This window comes from Arthrobacter sp. ISL-5 (assembly GCF_018613835.1).
Classification (GTDB): Bacteria; Actinomycetota; Actinomycetes; order Actinomycetales; family Micrococcaceae; genus Arthrobacter.
On sequence record NZ_JAGGPM010000035.1, the window covers coordinates 94,988 to 112,297 of the forward strand.

The following is a 17,310-nucleotide window of genomic DNA, read 5'->3' on the forward strand; positions in this document are numbered from 1 at the left end:
CCTAACCCACGCGCTCGCGTCGGCCCAGGATGCCCTGGGGCCGGAACAAGAGGACAACAATCATGATGAACAGTGCTCCCACGTATTTGAGGTCGGCCGCAAGGCCGAAAACGGTGGTCAGTTCGACGAAAATGCCGACGATGACGGATCCGATGAGGGCGCCGAAAACGGTGCCGAGGCCGCCGAGCGTAACGCCGGCGAAGATGAGCAGCAGAATCTGCGAGCCCATATCGAACGTGACGCCGGGACGGTAGTAGGCCCAGAGGATGCCGCCGAGGGAGGCCAGGACGCCGCCGACGATCCAGACGATCCGGATGACGGAGTCGACGTCGATGCCGGAGGCTGCTGCCAGCGCCGGGTTGTCGGCCACCGCGCGGGTGGCTTTGCCCAGGCGGGTCTTCAGGAGCACGATGCCGATCAGCACGATCACGATTGCGCTGATCACCAGCGACCACAGGTTGTTGGGGGAGATGGAGACCGGGCCGATCTGGATTTCCGTACTCTGGGCGAAGGGCAGCTGCTGGGTGGCGCCGCCGAAGTAGAACTGGATGATGTAGCGGACGGCGAGGGCCAGGCCGATGCTGACGATCATCATGGGCACCAGCCCGGTGCCGCGCCGGCGCAGGGGCCGCCAGAGGCCTGAATCCTGGGCCCAGCCGAACAGTCCTCCGCCAACGAGGGCCAGGATGATGGCCAGCCAGAACGGCAGATTCATCGCGCTGCAGGCAAACACGAGGACGGCGCCGAGCGTCACCATCTCGCCGTGGGCGAAGTTGGTGAGTCCCGTGGTGCCGAAAATCAGGGACAGGCCAACCGACGCGAGGGCCAGCAGGAGGCCGAAGCTGAGGCCGGCCACGAGCCTGTTAAGCAGGTTCTGGCCAAAGTCCTGCTGCTGGATCACGATGCCCTTGCCGAAGGCGAAAATGACCGAAAGGTTCGAAGTCTGGCTAAACGTCACGGTACGGGGGTTTGCCTGCCCCTCGGCGAGCTTGATGCCCTCCGGCAGCGTGGACTCGTCCAGCTCGACTTCGTAGGTGCCCTGTGTGGGAACCCCTATCCTCCAGGATCCGTTGGCACCCGAGGTTGCTGTTCCAGTGAAGTCGCCGCTTTTGGCAGTGATCGTGACACCTTCGAGGGGAGCGCGTGTGTCATCGCGGAGGAAGCCGCTGATGCTGTTCTGGAACTGCTGGTTCGACGGGGGTGGTGTCGGGGAAGGAGTGGTGGCCTGCGATGCTGGTGCGGCGACAAGCAGGATCGCCACGACTGCGGAGGCAATTGCCCCCATGGCCTTGAGCAATCCGGCTGGCCGTCGGCGCGGCAGGCCTCTCGGTGTGCGTCTCAAATTGAAAACCTCCACATGGGGATGGTCTGGGTTGCGTCTTTGCAACCGCTGCGAACGGAGAAGGTGACGGACGGCGGAACGGGTGGTGCAGATGGTGCGATGCGATGCTGATGGCTTGACTTCTTGTGATATCCGTCACCCTACTTCGCCCCATGTTACAGCGAGAGCAGTACAAAGTTTGCCCGGGAAGCCGGCCGCCAGATAGCGATCCGGTAACAACTGTGAAGCTGGCCGTAACCATTAATTCAGCTGAGCTTATGAAAACTTTTGTTGTGTGCGAGTATTCCTTAACAGTCTGCTGAAACCGCTCTGATGTTGCCCGCAGGCGGTGCGTCCGTCCATGTCACGATTCCGTGTCGACGGGACAGTCTGCGGAACTTTACACCCCGCTGACGCGTGGAAATTGGTAGCTTGGACTTGAGGAATCACTACCCACCCCTATTTGGAGGACACCCGCAATGGCACTTGGCGGAAACCCGATCTTCAACGGAAAGAATTTCCGTGAAGCCACCCAGGCACCGCCTGTTCCGCAGGCGTACGGCCAGAACCAGTACGGCCAGAACCAGTACGGACAGGGCGCCTACGGCCAGGCGCCCGTCATGGACGCCCCGAGGGGCTGGGGTTCCCAGCAGCCGAACATGACGGATGACCAGCTGCAGCAGATGTACAACCGGCCGGCCGCCGGGCCGGTCGAAACCGGACGGATGTCTTACGACGACGTCATCGTCAGGACCGCAGCCTGCCTGGGCGTCTTGATGGCCGGAGCTGCCGTCACGTTGTTCCTCAGCATGTCGCTGGCTGGCCTGCTGATGATCGTCGGCGCGCTGGGCGGGTTTGTCCTGGCAATGGTCAACACGTTCAAGAAGCAGCCCTCGCCCGCACTCATCCTGGCTTACGCCGGTCTTGAGGGGCTCTTCCTCGGCGGCCTGACCCGCATCCTTGACGGCTTGTACCCGGGTGTCGGGCTGCAGGCCGTGATCGGCACACTGTCCGTCTTCGCAGTGACCCTCCTGCTCTTCCGGAGCGGCAAGGTCCGTGCCACCCCGAAGGCCATGCGCTTCTTCATGATCGCCATGATCGGTTACGCCGTGTTCGCCCTCGTAAACATGGTCATGGTCTGGACGGGCGCGGTGCAGTCCCCGTTCGGCCTCAGCACGAGCGTCGAGATCTTCGGCATTCCGCTGGGCGTTTTCATCGGCGTCCTCGCCATCGGCCTGGCAGCGTTCTCGCTGATCATGGACTTCACCAGCATCGAAGCCGGCGTCCGGGCCGGGGCACCTGAGCGCTTCGCCTGGACGGCGGCCTTCGGACTCACCGTCACCCTGGTCTGGCTGTACGTGGAAATCATCCGCCTGCTGGCCATCCTCCGCGGCGAGGAATAGAACCAAAGCCGGCATACGCCGTCGTGATTTGATCAAGCCGTGATCTGATCAAGGAGAGGGCCCCGCTTCCGGCGGGGCCCTCTTTGGCATTTCTCTCGCGCGCCCGATTCCGCGCGGCCCCTCAGTGTGGCGCGGCGGCGGGCCGGGTTAGCTGAGGCGTTCCAGAATCACGGCCATGCCCTGTCCGCCGCCCACGCACAGCGTGGCCAGGCCAAGCGATCCGTCCGTCTCCCGAAGTCCGTTGAGCAGCGTGGCGGTCATGCGGGCCCCGGTCATGCCGAAGGGGTGGCCCAGGGCGATGGCGCCGCCGTGGACGTTGAGCTTCGCGGAGTCGATCCCCAGTTCGCGGGCGCTGGCCACCACCTGGACCGCGAAGGCCTCGTTGAGCTCCACGAGGTCGATGTCGCCGATACCCAGCCCGGCGGAAGCCAGCGCCCGCCGCGTGGATTCCACGGGGCCCATCCCCATCAGCTCGGGCGAGAGCGCACTGACGCCGGACGATACGATGCGCGCCAGCGGCTCCAGCCCCAGTTCCTTGGCCCGCGAGTCGCTCATGATGACGACGGCGGCCGCGCCGTCGTTGAGGGGGCAGGCGTTTCCGGCGGTGACGGTGCCGTCCCGCCGGAAGACGGGCTCCAGGGCGCTGACGCCTTCGAGGGTGACGCCGGCGCGCGGCGAGTCGTCCCGGTCCACCACGGTGCCGTCGCGCCGTTGGTAGGGCGTGATTTCCCGGGCGTAGAAACCTGAGGCGATGGCAGCCTCCGCGCGGTTCTGGCTCAGCACGGCCCACGCATCCTGATCGGCGCGGCTGATGCCGTAGGACGTGGCCACGTTCTCGGCCGTCTGTCCCATGGCGATGTAGATGTCCGGCATTCGGCCGCCCAGCCGCGGGTCGGTCCACGGGGTGTTGGAGGCCGCCCGTGCGGCGGTGCGCTGGCGTGCCGGCTCGAAGAGCGGGTTGTGGTTGCCGGCGTCGGTTTCGCCTGCCCCTGCCCAGTTCTGGTAGCGCGACACTGCTTCGACGCCGGCAGCCACGAAGGCCTGCCCTTCGCCGGCCCGGATGGCGTGGAAGGCCATCCGGACGGTCTGCAGGCTCGAGGCACAGAACCTGTTGATGGTGGCGGCGGGCACGTGGTCCAGGCCGGCCAGGATGGTGACCACGCGGGCCATGTTGGAACCGGCTTCGCCGCTGGGTTCGGCACACCCGAGGTACAGGTCGTCCAGTCCGGGCCCGCTGTCCCCGGTGGGGTCGAACGCCGGCAGCTTGGCCAGCGCCGCACGCACCATGGCCGCGGCGAGGTCGTCCGGCCGCTCGTCCTTCAGGGACCCTTTGAAGGCGCGTCCGATCGGGCTCCTGGCGGTTGAAACGATGACTGCTTCCGGCATGCGCCCAGCCTACGCCCGGTGCTATGCCAGCCGCATCGCCCCGGCCGCCGGGGTGACGGTGAAGATGTCAGGCGCGGTGTAGCCCGCGCGGGCAAAGGCCTGCTCGACGGCGGCGCGCACCTGCTGCTCCGCCGTCACCGGCGTCAGGGCGATGGCCGCCCCGCCGAAGCCGCCGCCGGTCATCCTGGCGCCAATGGCGCCGTTCGCCCGGGAGGTTTCGACTGCTAGGTCCAGTTCCGCGCACGAGATTTCAAAGTCGTCGCGCATTGATGCGTGGCTGGCGTCCAGGAGCCCGCCGATGGCTGCGGGACCCTGACGGCCGAGGAGCTCCACGGTCTGCAGCACGCGGTCATTTTCCGTGACGATGTGCCGGACCCTGCGGAACGTGACTTCGTCCAGGAGTCCGCTGGCCTCCTCCAGGTCATCCGGTCCGACGTCGCGCAGCGCCCTGACCCCGAGCACCTCGGCGCCCAGCTCACACGACGCACGGCGTGAGGCGTAACCGCCGTCGGCGTGGGAATGGGAGACCTTGGTGTCGATCACGAGCATGACCAGTCCCGCGCTCTCCGCCTCGAACGGCACCAGCTGCACGCTTTGGTCGCGGCAGTCCAGGAACACGGCATGGCCCTTCGACCCGCGCAGCGACGCGGACTGGTCCATGATGCCGGTGGGGGCGCCCACGAAGTCGTTCTCCGCCCGCTGGGTTGCGAGCACCATCTCCTCAGCACGCAGTCCGGCGTCGGTGAGGTCGTTCAGTGCGGAGATGACGGCGCATTCGATGGCGTGGGACGAGGACAGCCCGGCACCCAGCGGGACGTCGGAATCCAGGAGGAGGTCCAGGCCCGGAACGTCGATTCCGCGTTGCTGCAGGGACCAGATGACGCCGAGCGGGTACTTGGTCCATCCCTTGGCCGCCCGGCCATCGAGCGAGGCGGTGTCCGCCGTCGTCAGGCCCTGGTCCCCATAGGTGGACAGGAGCCTCACGGTTGAATCGGGACGCACGCCGACGGCGACGCGCGCCGTTTTGTCGATGGCGAACGGGAGCACGAAGCCCTCGTTGTAGTCCGTGTGCTCGCCGATCAGGTTGACCCGGCCGGGGGCCTGCCAGACACCATCCGGCAGGCGGCCGAAGGCGGTCTTGAACTGTTCCGCGAGGTCGGTGGTGCTGACGGCGGGGGTCATGCGTGGGCTCCTTCGGTGAGGCCGGGGACTGAGGCGGGAACGGTGACGGCGCGCAGGCGTTCCGCGACCAGCTCCGGGGTGGTGTCGTTGATGAAGGCCCCCATGGCCGCTTCCGATCCTGCCAGGTACTTCAGCTTGTCGGCGGCGCGGCGGGGGGACGTGAGCTGCAGGTGCAGGTAGCCCGCCGGGCGGAGCAGGTCGTCCACCGGGGCCTGGTGCCAGGCGGAGATGTACGGAGTGGGCGTCGGATAGAGGGCGTCCAGGCGTTTGAGGAGGTCGAGGTACACGTGCGCCAGCTCGTCCTTCTCCTCGCCGCCCAGGGCGGCCAGATCGGGGACCTGGCGGTTGGGCACCAGGTGGATTTCCAGCGGCCAGCGAGCGGCGAACGGTACGTAGGCGCTGAAGTTCTCGCTTTCCATGATCATGCGGCTGCCGTCCTCGCGTTCCGCACGCAGCAGTGAGCCGGTCAGCGTCTGCCGTCCGCCGGCGTCGTCATAGAACTTGCGGGCGGCCGCCGCCATCACGCCTGCCCGCGGCGTGATGTAGGGGTAGGCATAGATCTGGCCGTGCGGGTGGTGCAGCGTGACGCCGATCTCGGCGCCGCGGTTTTCGAACGGGAAGACCTGCTTGATGCCGGGCAGTGCGCTGAGGGCTGCGGTGCGGTGTGCCCAGGCCTCCACCACCGTGCGTGCGCGGGTTTCGCTCAGGCCGCTGAACGAACCGGTGTGCTCGGGCGTGAACGTCACCACTTCGCACCGGCCGAAGGCAGGTCCCGTGGTTCCCCAGGCCGGGTTGTCCGGAACGGGACCCACGGCGGGCCCGAGGGAAGGGAAGCGGTTTTCGAACACGGCGACGTCGTAGTCCGGCGCCGGAATCTCCGAGGGGTTGGCGTCCGTGGTGGGGCAGATCGGGCACTGGTCCGCGGGCGGCAGGTGCGTGCGGGTCTGGCGGTGCGCTGCCACGGCCACCCATTCGCCGGTGAGGGCATCGAACCGGACTTCACCGGGTTCGCCCCGGGGCGGAAGGTCCCGGTGGTCCCGGGTGGTTTCCACAGACCGGGACCGGGCGGAGCCGGCGTCGTCGAAATAAAGCAGTTCGCGGCCGTCGGCTAGCTGTGTGCTGGTGATGTGCGTCATGCGTCGTGTCCTTTGTGCGCGGTAACCTGCGGCGTGCGGCCGGCAGGGAGATGGGAAAAGGGTTGTGCCTGTTCGGACCGGGCAGGGAGAGCCGCTATGCGAAGAACGCCGACAGCGTGCCTGAGCACGTCGGCGGCCGCGTGCCCTGCTCCGCGGGCGGTGATTCCGGAGTCGGTAATGAGCATGCCGATGGACGACAGCGGCGCGATTCCTGCAAGGCCGACGACGCCGTACTTCGAGGCATCGGCGAGCACCACCAGCGCTCCCGAGGCTGCAATCATGGCGGCGTTGACCTCGGCTTCCAGAAGATTCGGTGAGGTGATGCCGGCCTCAGGGTCAATGCCGTGGACCCCCATGAAGCAGAGGTCCGCATGGAGGTTTTCCATGGCGTGCATGGTGACCGGTCCCACGAGCGCCTCGGAGGGCGTCCGCTGCCCGCCCAGCACCAGCGTCCGGATGCCGCCGTGCGCGCCTTGGCTCAGCGGGCCGGGGACCAGGGCGTTGGCCACCATGATGGAGTTCGTGGCCACCGTCAGCCCGAGGTCCCGGGGGAGGAGGCGGGCAAACTCGTAGGTGGTGGTGCCACCGGAAATGAGCAGGGTCATGTCCGGCCGGAGCAGGCTCAGCGCTTCCGCGGCAATGGCCCGCTTCGCCTCGGCCTCCTGCGCCGACTTGCTGACGAATTCGGGTTCGATGGCGCTGAATGTCCCGGTCCGGGTGGCCCCGCCGTGGACGCGAAGCAGTTGGCCCTCGGCGTCGAGGGTGTCGATGTCCCGCCGCACCGTCATTTCCGAGACTCCGAGCACGCCGGCAAGGTCCGCCACGCGGACGGTGCCGCTGGCTTGGAGCTCCTGGAGGATCCGGTGCCGCCGCTGGGTTGCGAGCAAGGGGTTCCTCCTTCCTGACGTGTCCGGCATCTGGTGCCGGTCCGTTGCATGCCGCGTGGGACGGTGTATCTGCGCTTATGTGGGGCGTATCACCATTGTGGCACAAAACGATCAAAAACAAATACTTTCTAACAAAAGATAACAATGAGTCTACCGGCCGCATGGCCCCTGAGCGTTGTACGGTAGGTTCCATGACTGCCGCCGCTGCACCCGATTCCAGCGAAAACCCCTCGGAACCCAGGCGTTATGCCTCCGGCCGCCAGTACGAGTTGAGGCGCGGCGACGCGCTCGCGGTAGTGACCGAGCTTGCCGCGGGCCTGCGCTGGTACAGCCGCGGCGGCGTCCAGTTGACCGAGACGTACGGCGACTCGGTCATCCCGCCCGGAGCCACGGGGATCACGCTGGCACCCTGGGCCAACAGGGTCGAGGACGGGGTCTGGCACCTCCACGGCAAGAAGCAGCAGCTGGACATCACGGAGGTTTCGCGGAACAACGCCAGCCACGGGCTCCTGCGCAATGCGTCGTACGCGCTGGTCGCGGAATCGGAGTTCTCGGTGACCCTCGAGGCCCCTGTGTTCCCCCAGCACGGTTATCCGTTCCTGGTGCGGCACCGCGTGGAGTACTCGCTGGCCGATGACCTGGGGCTCGTGGTCCGGCAGACGCTGGTCAACGATTCCCAGGCCGACGCGCCGTTCGTGCTGGGCGCGCACCCGTACCTCCGCCTCGGCGAAACGCCCAGCGAGGAGCTCACCCTGACAGTCAGCGCCGCGACCCGGCTGGTGGCGGATGACAGACTCATTCCCCGCAGCTCCGAACCCGTCAGCGCCGACACCGACCTGCGGGAGGGACGGAAGGTGGAGGACCTCGACGTCGACGTCGCCCTGACTGATCTGCGGTTCGACGGCGGGATCGCCCGCCACACGCTGTCGGCGGCGGACGGCCGAAGCGTCAGCCTGTGGCAGGACGAAACGTGCCCGTTCGTCCATGTGTTTGTGACCCGCGAATTTCCGGGCCGGCCGAAGGCCGTGGCCATGGAACCGATGACCGGTCCGGCGAACGCTTTCAACTCCGGCGACAGCCTGCGGTGGCTGGCGCCCGGCGAATCCTTCACCATGACGTGGGGGATCAGCGCCGCTGTGGATGCCGCCGCCTAGTGCTTCACTGATCCCGTGGGTGCCGGGCCGGCGTCCGGGGCGCAGTATTCCGCCGCCTCCCGTTTCCCATTGCCGCAAGGCTAGGGAATTATTGGGCTATGACGCCAGCTAAGGACGCCGCACCAGAAGAATTCCCCACTGCAACGATCATTCCGCCGCCTGTTGGAGCGGGGCGGCCGGTGAAATCCGACCGGGACCTGGAGCAGGATATTCCGTACGGCGTCCGCATCGCGGCCGCATGGGCGTGGCGGCTTGGCTTGATCCTGCTGATCAGCGGGGCCCTCGTGTGGCTGCTCGCCAAGGTCAGCTTCCTCATCATTCCCGTGATGGTTGCGGCGCTGCTGGCCGGCCTGCTCAACCCGGTGACAAAGTGGCTGCGGAAGCGGCGTTTTCCCAACGGGGCAGCCGTTGCCGCGACGGTCCTTGGCTTCATCGGACTGATCGCCGGGTCGCTGGCGCTCGTCGGGCGGCAGCTGGCGCTGGGCTTCCAGGAGCTGTGGAGCGAAGCGCTGACCGGTGTCCAGCAGGTCCAGGACTGGCTTGCGGAGGGGCCGCTGCACCTCACGGCCGCGCAGATCGACCAATACATCCAGGAAGCAACGGCTGCGTTGCAGAACAACAGCAGCAGCATCCTGAGCGGGGCGCTGTCCTTCGGAAGCACTGCCGGACATTTCGCGGCCGGGCTGGTGCTGGCGCTCTTCATCCTGATTTTCTTCCTCCTGGAAGGGGACCGCATCTGGGGCTTCCTGGTCCGGCTGCTGCCCAGGCGCGCGAGGATCCCCGCCGACGGCGCCGGCCGGCGCGGGTGGGCGTCCATGGTCAGCTACGCTCGGATCCAGATGTTCGTGGCCTTCGTCGATGCCGTGGGCATCGGCGTGGGCGCGGCCATCATCGGCGTCCCCCTGGCGATGCCCCTGGCTGTACTGGTGTTCATCGGCTCGTTCATTCCGGTCGTCGGTGCGCTGGTGACGGGCGCCGTCGCGGTCCTGCTGGCGCTGGTTGCCAACGGCCCCGTGAACGCGCTGATCATGCTGGGGATCGTCCTCCTGGTCCAGCAGCTCGAAAGCCACATCCTCCAGCCGTTGGTGATGGGCAAGGCCGTTGCGCTGCATCCTGTGGCCGTGATCCTGTCTGTCGCCGCCGGTTCCTACCTCGCCGGAATTCCCGGTGCACTGTTCTCCGTCCCGATCCTGGCCGTAGCAAACTCGGCGATTCGGTATATTGCCGGCAGAACGTGGGAACATGAACTTGTGCCGGCTGCCGCGGATGGCAGTGCCATTGCAGGTTCTGCCGGTGCCGGGCTGGATAACACCTTCAAGGAAATCCGGCTGCCGGGCGCCCATCCCGGCCATGGCAAAGATGCACATCGTACAACGGGGGCTCCGGGCAGCAGCGCCGCTCCGGGCTCCGATGTCGAATCCCCCAAAGGAGAATAGTTCGTGAACACCCCTGAAAGCCTTCCCGTCACGCTGGACGATGTCCTTGAGGCGCAGAAGCTGCTTGACGGGATTATTACCCGGACACCGGTGGAATCGTCCCGGGCCCTGGGCAGCATGGTGGGCGGCGAGGTCTTCTTCAAGTGTGAGAACCTCCAGCGCGCGGGTTCCTTCAAGGTGCGCGGCGCCTATGTCCGGATGGCGCGGCTCTCCGAGGCGGAAAAGAGGCGCGGAGTGGTGGCCGCCTCGGCTGGCAACCACGCCCAGGGCGTGGCCGTCGCGGCCAAGAGCCTGGGCATCAAAGCGCGGATCTACATGCCGCTCGGCGTCGCACTTCCCAAGCTCGCTGCCACCCGGAGCCACGGCGCGGAGGTTGTTCTTCACGGCCACAACGTGGACGAGGCACTCGCGGAGGCCCAGCGGTACGCGGACGAGACCGGCGCCGTCTTCGTCCACCCGTTCGATAACGTGGACGTCGTGGCCGGCCAGGGCACGGTGGGCTTGGAAATCCTCGAACAGATCCCCGACGTTGACACCGTCCTCATGGGCGTCGGCGGCGGCGGCCTGCTGGCCGGTGTGGCCGTTGCCATCAAGGCCAGGGCCAAGGAGCTGGGCCGGGAGATCCGGATCATCGGCGTCCAGGCCGAAAACGCCGCCGCGTACCCGCCGTCGCTGGCCGCTGACGCCCTGGTGCCGCTGAAAAAGGTGTCCACCATGGCCGACGGCATCGCCGTCGGCCGTCCCGGGCAGCTACCGTTCAGCATCATCCGAGAACTCGTGGATGATGTGGTCACGGTCAGCGAGGATTCCCTCGCCAGGGCACTCATCTTCCTTCTGGAGCGGGCCAAGATGGTGGTGGAACCGGCCGGCGCCGTAGGCGTCGCCGCGCTCATGGACGGCAAGATCGAAAACCCCGGAACGACGGTGGTGGTCCTGTCGGGCGGCAACATCGACCCCATGCTGATGCTCAAGGTCATTCAGCGCGGTCTGTCCGCGGCCGGCCGCTACATGACCGTTCGCATGATGCTCGATGACCGCCCGGGTTCGCTGGCAACCATTGCCCGCATCATTGCCGAGAACGACGCCAATGTGACCGGCCTGGACCACACGCGGGTGGGCGGTTCGATCAGCATGGGGGACGTCTCCATCACTGTGAACCTGGAAACCAAGGGCCACGAGCACTGCGAACAGGTCCTGGGCGCCCTGCGTGCCGAGGGGTTCCAGCCGATCGTGGTGCACTAGGCGCCGGCATGCTGGACACTCCGGGAGACGCTCCGGCGACGCGGGAAACCCCTGCGGCGCGGGCCAAGGGCGGGTTGCTCGTAGTCGGATCCTTCGTCGTGCTGCTGTTCGCCATCGAGCTGGTGAACATGGTGACGCTGCACGCCCTGAACGGAGTGTTCGGCCTCAGGCCGCGCAGCGCTGACGGCGTCCTGGACATCTTCACCTTCCCCTTGCTGCACGCAAACCTGAACCATGTCCTCTCGAACGCGCTTCCCCTGATCATCTTCGGATTCCTGGTCTTCATGTCCGGATTGCGCGTCTTCCTCACCGCCGTTGCCTGCAGCTGGCTGGGTTCCGGCGCCGCTGTCTGGCTGATCGGCGCCGGGGGAATCACGGTGGGTGCCTCCGGCCTGGTCTTCGGACTGTTCGCGTTCCTCCTGGTGCGGGGCTTCTTCAACCGCAGCTGGTGGCAGATTCTGCTGTCCGTGGTGCTCTTCATGGCCTACGGCAGCATCCTCTTTGGGCTGATTCCCAGCATGGCAGGCTACGTGTCCTGGCAGGCACACCTCGGCGGCGCCGCCGGCGGCGTCCTTGCGGCGGTAGTGCTGAGGGCACGGGCCGCTGCCCGCGCGCGCTAAAGAGGTTAAAGCTAAAGAGGTTAAAGCTCGACGCCGGCCGTCCCCTCGGAGGGGGAGGCCGGCGTCGGGCGTTTATTCAGTACCGCCGGGAGTGGCGGGAAGGCTGGTTAGCCCGCGTACGGCTTGGCGGACAGGATCTCCACGGTGATGTCCTTGCCGTTGGGGGCGGTGTAGCTGAGCTGGTCGCCCTCCTTGTGTCCCATGATGGCGGCACCGAGCGGGGACTTTTCGCTGAAGACGTCGAGATCGGAGTCCCCGGCGATTTCGCGTGAGCCGAGCAGGAACGTTTCTTTGTCGCCGGCGATCCGGGCAACGACGACCATGCCGGGCTCCACGATTCCGTCATCTGCGGGGGCTTCGCCGACGTGGGCGTCGCGGAGCAGGGCGGTGAGCTGGCGGATACGGGCTTCGATCTTGCCCTGTTCCTCCTTGGCAGCGTGGTAACCGCCGTTTTCCTTGAGGTCTCCCTCTTGGCGCGCAGCTTCGATTTTCTGGACGATTTCCGCCCGGCCGGCGCTGGAAAGGTGGTCCAGCTCTGCCTTCAGGCGGTCAAAAGCTTCCTGGGTAAGCCAAGCTGTAGGCGCGCTGTTGGTGGTAGACACGGACTTCTCCTCTAGTGGTCAAAACAAGCAGTCATACAAGCAAAGACCCCGCCACGGTGGCCACTTGTGGAACTCAGTAACCAACTCAGCGGGGCAAAGGTATTGATCCATTGTAGTCAATCCTGTGGACAAAACCCAACGACCGAGCGGCGTGGGTCACATTCCTTCCCTACTTTGCCGCGTCCTCCGCGGCGTCGGGTATCCAGCAGTTGTCCACGACTCCGGACACGGACAACGATTCGGTGCGCAGGACGGCCCGCTGGGCCGTGGTGCGGCCGCCGTCGGCGCCCTGCTGGGATTCCGGCTGTGCAGGGGGAATATCAATTACCTTCCAGCCGACGACGGCGAATTTGGCATCGAGGGCCTTGATGGCGCACTTCACCGCAGTGCCGGGCTCCCGTGTGACCTGGAAGTCCACCTCGGCCTGGGTGGCGTCAACGGTGCTGTAGCCGATGTCCTTAAACGTGACGGACGACGTGGCCGAGGATGTGGAAACCCACGCCATGAAGCCGATCCCGGCCGCCAGGGCGGCAATTCCCGCCCGGCGTTTGGTTTTTGCGGACAGCCCGCGCTTTGGACGGCCATAGCGATTGGCTAGGCTAATGTCTGCAGGCTGGGGAGTGCCCGACTTGTCCTCGGTAGTCACTACTCCAGTTTAGTAGTGATCCGCAGGGGAATTATCCGGCCAACACCGCAACCGGCAACAGTAGAAAGAGGAGCAGTCCCAGATGACAGCGTCCACGAGCCAGTCACCTTCGCTTCGCCTTTTGACCGTCCACGCGCACCCTGATGATGAATCCAGCAAGGGCGCAGCGACCATGGCCATGTACGCGGCCAACGGCGTGGACGTCATGGTTGCGACCTGCACGGACGGCGCCCGCGGCGACATCCAGAATCCTGCGATGGAGGGCGAACCGCACCCGAAGCGGGACATGGCCGGTGCCCGCAGGCTCGAAATGAACCGGGCGGCCAGTATCCTGGGCGTCCGGCAGCGGTGGCTCGGCTTTGTGGATTCCGGGTTGCCTGAGGGCGATCCGCGGCCGCCGCTTCCCGCCGGGTCCTTTGCCCTGCAGCCCTTGGAGCGGGCCGCCGCGCCCCTTGTGCGTCTGGTCCGTGACTTCAAGCCGCACGTGATCGTCAGCTATGACGAAAACGGCGGCTACCCGCATCCTGACCACATCATGGCCCACCGTGTTGCGGTGGAGGCCTTCGACGCGGCGGGGGACCCCGGCAGGTATCCGGGCACCGGGGAGGCCTGGGAGCCCAGCAAGCTCTACTACGACCGCGCCTTCAGCCCCGAGCGCTTCCGCGCCCTGCACTTCGCCCTCGAGGAGGCCGGCCTCCAGTCGCCCTATGCCGAGCGCCTGGCCGCGTGGCTCGAGGCGGACGCCGAGGGGCACACCCCGCCCGCGCCGGCCCATGAGACCACCACGCAGGTGGACTGCGGCGACTACTTCGAAGCCCGCGACGACGCCCTTCGCGCCCACCGCACGCAGGTGGATCCGCTGGGGTTCTTTTTCGCGGTGTCGGCCGACATGCAGCGCCGCGCCTGGCCGTGGGAGGACTACACGCTGATCCGCTCCCGGGTGCCGGCCGAACTCCCTGAGAAGGACCTGTTCGCGGGGCTAAGATAGAGACAAGAGATCATTTCTATCCCTTGTAGAAATGCATGATGTAGAAAAGCATGATGTAGAAAAACGGGTAGATAAAGCGCGGGCACGGAAAATGTGAAAACAGGCGGTGCCTGCCCAGAAATTCAGCCCCGCGCAGTTGTCGAGTGACAGGCTGCGCGGCCAACAAGGCCAGGCGTCCTGCGCCCGGCCCCTGAGAAGGTTCCAACAGTGCACCACTTGCTCATCGCCCTGGCTTCGTCCCCGGCACCCTCGCCGTCGCTGCGTCCCGGCATCTCCGAGGATCAGGTGACCCCTGGCCTGCTCGGATTCCTGCTGACGGCGTTCATTGTGGTGCTCACGGCGCTGCTGATCGTGGACATGGTGCGGCGCATCCGGCGCGTGCGTTACCGCGCCCAGGTGGAGGAAGAACGCATGGCAGCGGCCGAGGCCGCCGACATCGCCCACGACGACGCCGCCGACGGCAATGCAGGCCGAACAGACACCTGACCCCGGCACGGGTGACAACGGCCAGGGGACCAGCCAGCCCGGGGAAACCGGACTGCAGGGACACAATGCGCTCGGCGGGGAACCGTCGGCCTACCTCCGCCAGCACGCCCACAACCCGGTGCACTGGCAGCCGTTCGGCGACCACGCCTTCGCTGACGCCGCCGCCCGGGATGTTCCGGTGTTCCTTTCCGTCGGCTATGCCGCGTGCCACTGGTGCCACGTCATGGCCCACGAATCCTTCGAGGACCAGGCAACCGCCGACTACCTGAACAGTTACTTTGTCGCGGTCAAGGTGGACCGCGAGGAGCGTCCGGACGTCGACGCCGTCTACATGGCCGCCACACAGGCGATCAGCGGCCAGGGCGGCTGGCCCATGTCCGTGTTCCTGACCCCCGACGGGCTCGCGTTTCACGCCGGAACGTACTTCCCGCCCCGGCCGATGCCCGGCCGCCCGTCGTTCGTCCAGGTGCTCGAGGCCGTGCACGACGCGTGGACCGAGCGCCGGGATGCGGTGGAACAGAATGCCCGCTCACTCGCGCGCAACATGGGCCATGCGCAGTTGTCCACCGCGGTGGACCTCTCCGGCCCGCCGGAGCTGATCGACGCCGGGCTGCTGTCCGCAGCCGTCCGCTCGCTGGCCGCAGAGGAGGATTCCGACGGCGGCTTCGGCAACGCCCCCAAGTTCCCGCCGTCGGCCGTTCTGGAGTTCCTGATCAGGCACGCGGCGGTCCCCTCGGAAACAGCCGGGGAGGCCCGGGACATGGCGGGGCGCACGCTGGCGGCCATGGCCCGTTCGGCGCTGTACGACCAGCTCGACGGCGGCTTCGCGCGGTATTCCGTGACCCGTGACTGGTCCGTTCCGCATTTCGAGAAGATGCTTTACGACAACGCGCAGCTGCTGAGGGTCTATGTGCACTGGATCCGGCTCGGCGGAACTGCAGGCTTCCCGGCTGCCGAGGCGGCGGACGTCGCCGGGCGCACCGCCGACTGGATGCTGGCGTCGCTGGGACTGCCGAAGGCAGGGGCCGAATGCGTTGCGCTGGCGTCCTCGCTGGATGCTGATTCGGCGGTGAACGGGGAACACCACGAAGGCGCCAGTTACCTTTGGACGATCGGTGGCCTGGAGCAGGTGCTCGGCGCCGCCGACGCTGCCGCTGTCGCCTGGATCATGAACGTCGGTGCCGCCGGAACCGTCTCCGAACTGGGCTCGCCGCTGCATCCGGGACGGCCGCTGGCCGGGGAAGAAGCCGAGGCCTGGGTCGGCGCGCAGCCCCGGCTGCGGGAGGCCAGGGCGTCCCGGCCCCAGCCGGCCCGCGACGACAAAGTGGTGGCCGGATGGAACGGCCTGGCCGCGGCGGCACTCGCCGAAGCCGGGGCAATCCTGGGGCGCCGGGACCTCGTGGCCGCCGCCGAGCGGATCGCGGCCTACCTCGAGCAGGTCCACTGGCGGGCAGCGGCCGGGAACCCCGCGGAGGGGGAGCTCATACGCGTTTCGCATGACGGTGAAGCCCGGGGGATCGGCGGCCTGCTCGAGGACTACGCGTTCTGCGCCGACGGCTTTTTGACGCTGTACTATGTCACGGGAGATGCCCGCTGGTACGGGCTGTCCGAGGCGGTGATTTCTGCGGCCTGCCGGAGGTTCGTGGCAGGCGGCAGGCTTGCCGACTTCGCCGGTGAATCAAAACAGGTTTCAAACGCCCAGGGCGGCCAGCCGGGCCTGGACCCCTTCGACAATGCGACGCCCAGCGGTGCTGCCGCCTTTGCCGGGGTCTTGCTGAGCTACGCAGCGCTGTCCGGGTCCGCCGAACACCGGACCATGGCCGGAAACATCATGTCGCTGCTGCCGCCCATCGCGGCCCGTGCACCCCGGGTTGCCGGCTGGCTGCTGGCCACCGCACAGGCCGCGCTGGCGGGCCCGGTGGAGGCCGCCGTCGTCGGTCCCTCCGGTCCCGGAAGGGACACGCTGCACAGGGCGTTGCTCCTGGCCCCGAGTCCCGGGCTGGTGGTGGCGGTATCCGGCGCCGGCACGGCTGCCGATGCCCCGGAGCTGCCCGGGGCCGTGCCGCTGTTGCGCGGCAGGACGGCCAGCGCGGACGGGACCCCGCTGGTATATGTGTGCCGCGACATGGTCTGTAACATGCCCGTGGCGACAGTGACCGAGGTGCTGGAGCGGGTCAGCTCAGCACGGCAATGACAATCGCCACGAAGTGGGCAGCGAAGGCGAGCACGGTGAAGGCGTGGAACAGCTCGTGGAAGCCGAAGTGCTCGTAGCTGAAGTTCGGCCTCTTGAGGGCATAGAACACCGCGCCGGCGATGTACAGGGCCCCGCCGACGCAGATGAGCAGGGCGGCCGGGACGCTTGCCGCGAAGAAATCAGGCAGGTAGAAGAGCGAACCGCAGCCCAGCGCGATGTAGATGGGCACATAGAGCCAGCGGGGCGCATGGGTCCACAGGAGCCGGAACAGCACGCCGAGGATGGCGCCGGACCAGATCAGCCACAGCAGCAGCACCGCGGTGGGCCGCTCGAGCAGGCTCCAGGCCAGCGGCGTGTAGCTGCCGGCGATCACCAGCATGATGTTGGTGTGGTCCAGGCGCTTGAGGACGATCTTCACGCCCGGGGACCAGTTGCCGCGGTGGTACACGGCGCTGATGCCGAACAGCAGCACGCCGGTGAGGGCGTAGATGGCGGACGTGACCTTGCGGTCCGGCGTGGGTGCCAGCACAACCAGGATGACCCCCGCGGCCAGGGCCAGCGGCGCCGTGACCGTGTGGATCCAGCCACGCCATTTGGGCTTGATCATCAGCAGTTCGGCAATGCGGA

The 17,310-nt window shown here is 67.0% G+C and carries 16 protein-coding genes; 8 read left to right on the forward strand and 8 right to left on the reverse strand.

The annotated features are described in order from the left end of the window. Position 1: 1 nt before the first annotated feature. Positions 2-1,285, reverse strand: coding sequence for a branched-chain amino acid ABC transporter permease (locus J7I89_RS19290; RefSeq protein WP_214973561.1), 1,284 nt, complete (start codon positions 1,283-1,285; stop codon positions 2-4). Between the two features lie 515 nt (positions 1,286-1,800). Between J7I89_RS19290 and J7I89_RS19295 the strand changes: the two genes are divergently transcribed. Then, entirely contained in the window at positions 1,801-2,724 is a 924-nt protein-coding gene (locus J7I89_RS19295; protein ID WP_214973563.1) for a Bax inhibitor-1/YccA family protein, read from the forward strand. A 147-nt stretch (positions 2,725-2,871) separates the two neighbouring features. Here the strand turns inward: J7I89_RS19295 and J7I89_RS19300 are convergent, their stop codons facing one another. Genes J7I89_RS19300 through J7I89_RS19315 form a run of 4 tightly spaced genes read right to left on the reverse strand, consistent with a single transcriptional unit; the run spans position 2,872 to position 7,315 of the window. Further along, entirely contained in the window at positions 2,872-4,110 is a 1,239-nt protein-coding gene (locus tag J7I89_RS19300) for an acetyl-CoA C-acetyltransferase (protein ID WP_214973565.1), read from the reverse strand. A gap of 21 nt (positions 4,111-4,131) precedes the next feature. After that, the gene (gene galK / locus J7I89_RS19305) at positions 4,132-5,292 is read right to left on the reverse strand and encodes a galactokinase (protein ID WP_214973567.1); all 1,161 of its coding nucleotides are present in this window, start codon (positions 5,290-5,292) and stop codon (positions 4,132-4,134) included. Beyond that, complete coding sequence (gene galT / locus J7I89_RS19310; RefSeq protein ID WP_214973568.1) at positions 5,289-6,428, reverse strand: galactose-1-phosphate uridylyltransferase; 1,140 nt, start codon at positions 6,426-6,428, stop codon at positions 5,289-5,291. The genes galK and galT overlap by 4 nt, the downstream gene beginning before the upstream one ends. Continuing rightward, on the reverse strand, positions 6,425-7,315 hold the full coding sequence (locus tag J7I89_RS19315; RefSeq protein WP_214973569.1) for a DeoR/GlpR family DNA-binding transcription regulator: 891 nt from the start codon (positions 7,313-7,315) through the stop codon (positions 6,425-6,427). Before J7I89_RS19315 ends, galT begins: the two co-directional genes overlap by 4 nt. A gap of 191 nt (positions 7,316-7,506) precedes the next feature. Here J7I89_RS19315 and J7I89_RS19320 point away from each other — a divergent pair, with 191 nt between their 5' ends. The 4 genes from J7I89_RS19320 to J7I89_RS19335 all read left to right on the forward strand — a co-directional run bounded on the left by J7I89_RS19320 (position 7,507) and on the right by J7I89_RS19335 (position 11,767). After that, positions 7,507-8,469, forward strand: coding sequence for an aldose 1-epimerase family protein (locus tag J7I89_RS19320; protein ID WP_214973570.1), 963 nt, complete (start codon positions 7,507-7,509; stop codon positions 8,467-8,469). A gap of 98 nt (positions 8,470-8,567) precedes the next feature. Then, positions 8,568-9,905 (forward strand): AI-2E family transporter, encoded by a 1,338-nt coding sequence (locus J7I89_RS19325; RefSeq protein ID WP_214973571.1) that lies wholly within the window; start codon positions 8,568-8,570, stop codon positions 9,903-9,905. Between the two features lie 3 nt (positions 9,906-9,908). After that, on the forward strand, positions 9,909-11,147 hold the full coding sequence (gene ilvA, locus J7I89_RS19330; protein WP_214973572.1) for a threonine ammonia-lyase: 1,239 nt from the start codon (positions 9,909-9,911) through the stop codon (positions 11,145-11,147). A gap of 8 nt (positions 11,148-11,155) precedes the next feature. Continuing rightward, entirely contained in the window at positions 11,156-11,767 is a 612-nt protein-coding gene (locus tag J7I89_RS19335; protein ID WP_214973573.1) for a rhomboid family intramembrane serine protease, read from the forward strand. 107 nt (positions 11,768-11,874) lie between these two features. On the opposite strand, the gene greA is transcribed toward J7I89_RS19335, so the two are convergent. After that, positions 11,875-12,369 carry a transcription elongation factor GreA gene (gene greA, locus J7I89_RS19340; protein WP_214973575.1) on the reverse strand — a complete coding sequence of 165 codons (495 nt, stop codon included), beginning with the start codon at positions 12,367-12,369 and terminating at the stop codon, positions 11,875-11,877. A gap of 169 nt (positions 12,370-12,538) precedes the next feature. Next, positions 12,539-13,015, reverse strand: coding sequence for a DUF4307 domain-containing protein (locus J7I89_RS19345; protein ID WP_214973576.1), 477 nt, complete (start codon positions 13,013-13,015; stop codon positions 12,539-12,541). Positions 13,016-13,097: 82 nt separating this feature from the next. On the opposite strand from J7I89_RS19345, the gene mca reads away from it, so the two are divergent. The 3 genes from mca to J7I89_RS19360 all read left to right on the forward strand — a co-directional run bounded on the left by mca (position 13,098) and on the right by J7I89_RS19360 (position 16,683). Further along, positions 13,098-14,003: a mycothiol conjugate amidase Mca gene (mca, locus tag J7I89_RS19350; protein WP_214973577.1), complete on the forward strand. Its 906-nt coding sequence runs from the start codon at positions 13,098-13,100 to the stop codon at positions 14,001-14,003. Between the two features lie 207 nt (positions 14,004-14,210). Continuing rightward, the gene (locus J7I89_RS19355) at positions 14,211-14,489 is read left to right on the forward strand and encodes a hypothetical protein (RefSeq protein ID WP_214973578.1); all 279 of its coding nucleotides are present in this window, start codon (positions 14,211-14,213) and stop codon (positions 14,487-14,489) included. Then, positions 14,467-16,683 carry a thioredoxin domain-containing protein gene (locus J7I89_RS19360; RefSeq protein WP_214973579.1) on the forward strand — a complete coding sequence of 739 codons (2,217 nt, stop codon included), beginning with the start codon at positions 14,467-14,469 and terminating at the stop codon, positions 16,681-16,683. Before J7I89_RS19355 ends, J7I89_RS19360 begins: the two co-directional genes overlap by 23 nt. Here the strand turns inward: J7I89_RS19360 and J7I89_RS19365 are convergent. Next, positions 16,664-17,305: a hemolysin III family protein gene (locus J7I89_RS19365; protein WP_308159974.1), complete on the reverse strand. Its 642-nt coding sequence runs from the start codon at positions 17,303-17,305 to the stop codon at positions 16,664-16,666. The genes J7I89_RS19360 and J7I89_RS19365 overlap by 20 nt on opposite strands. Positions 17,306-17,310 lie beyond the last annotated feature (5 nt).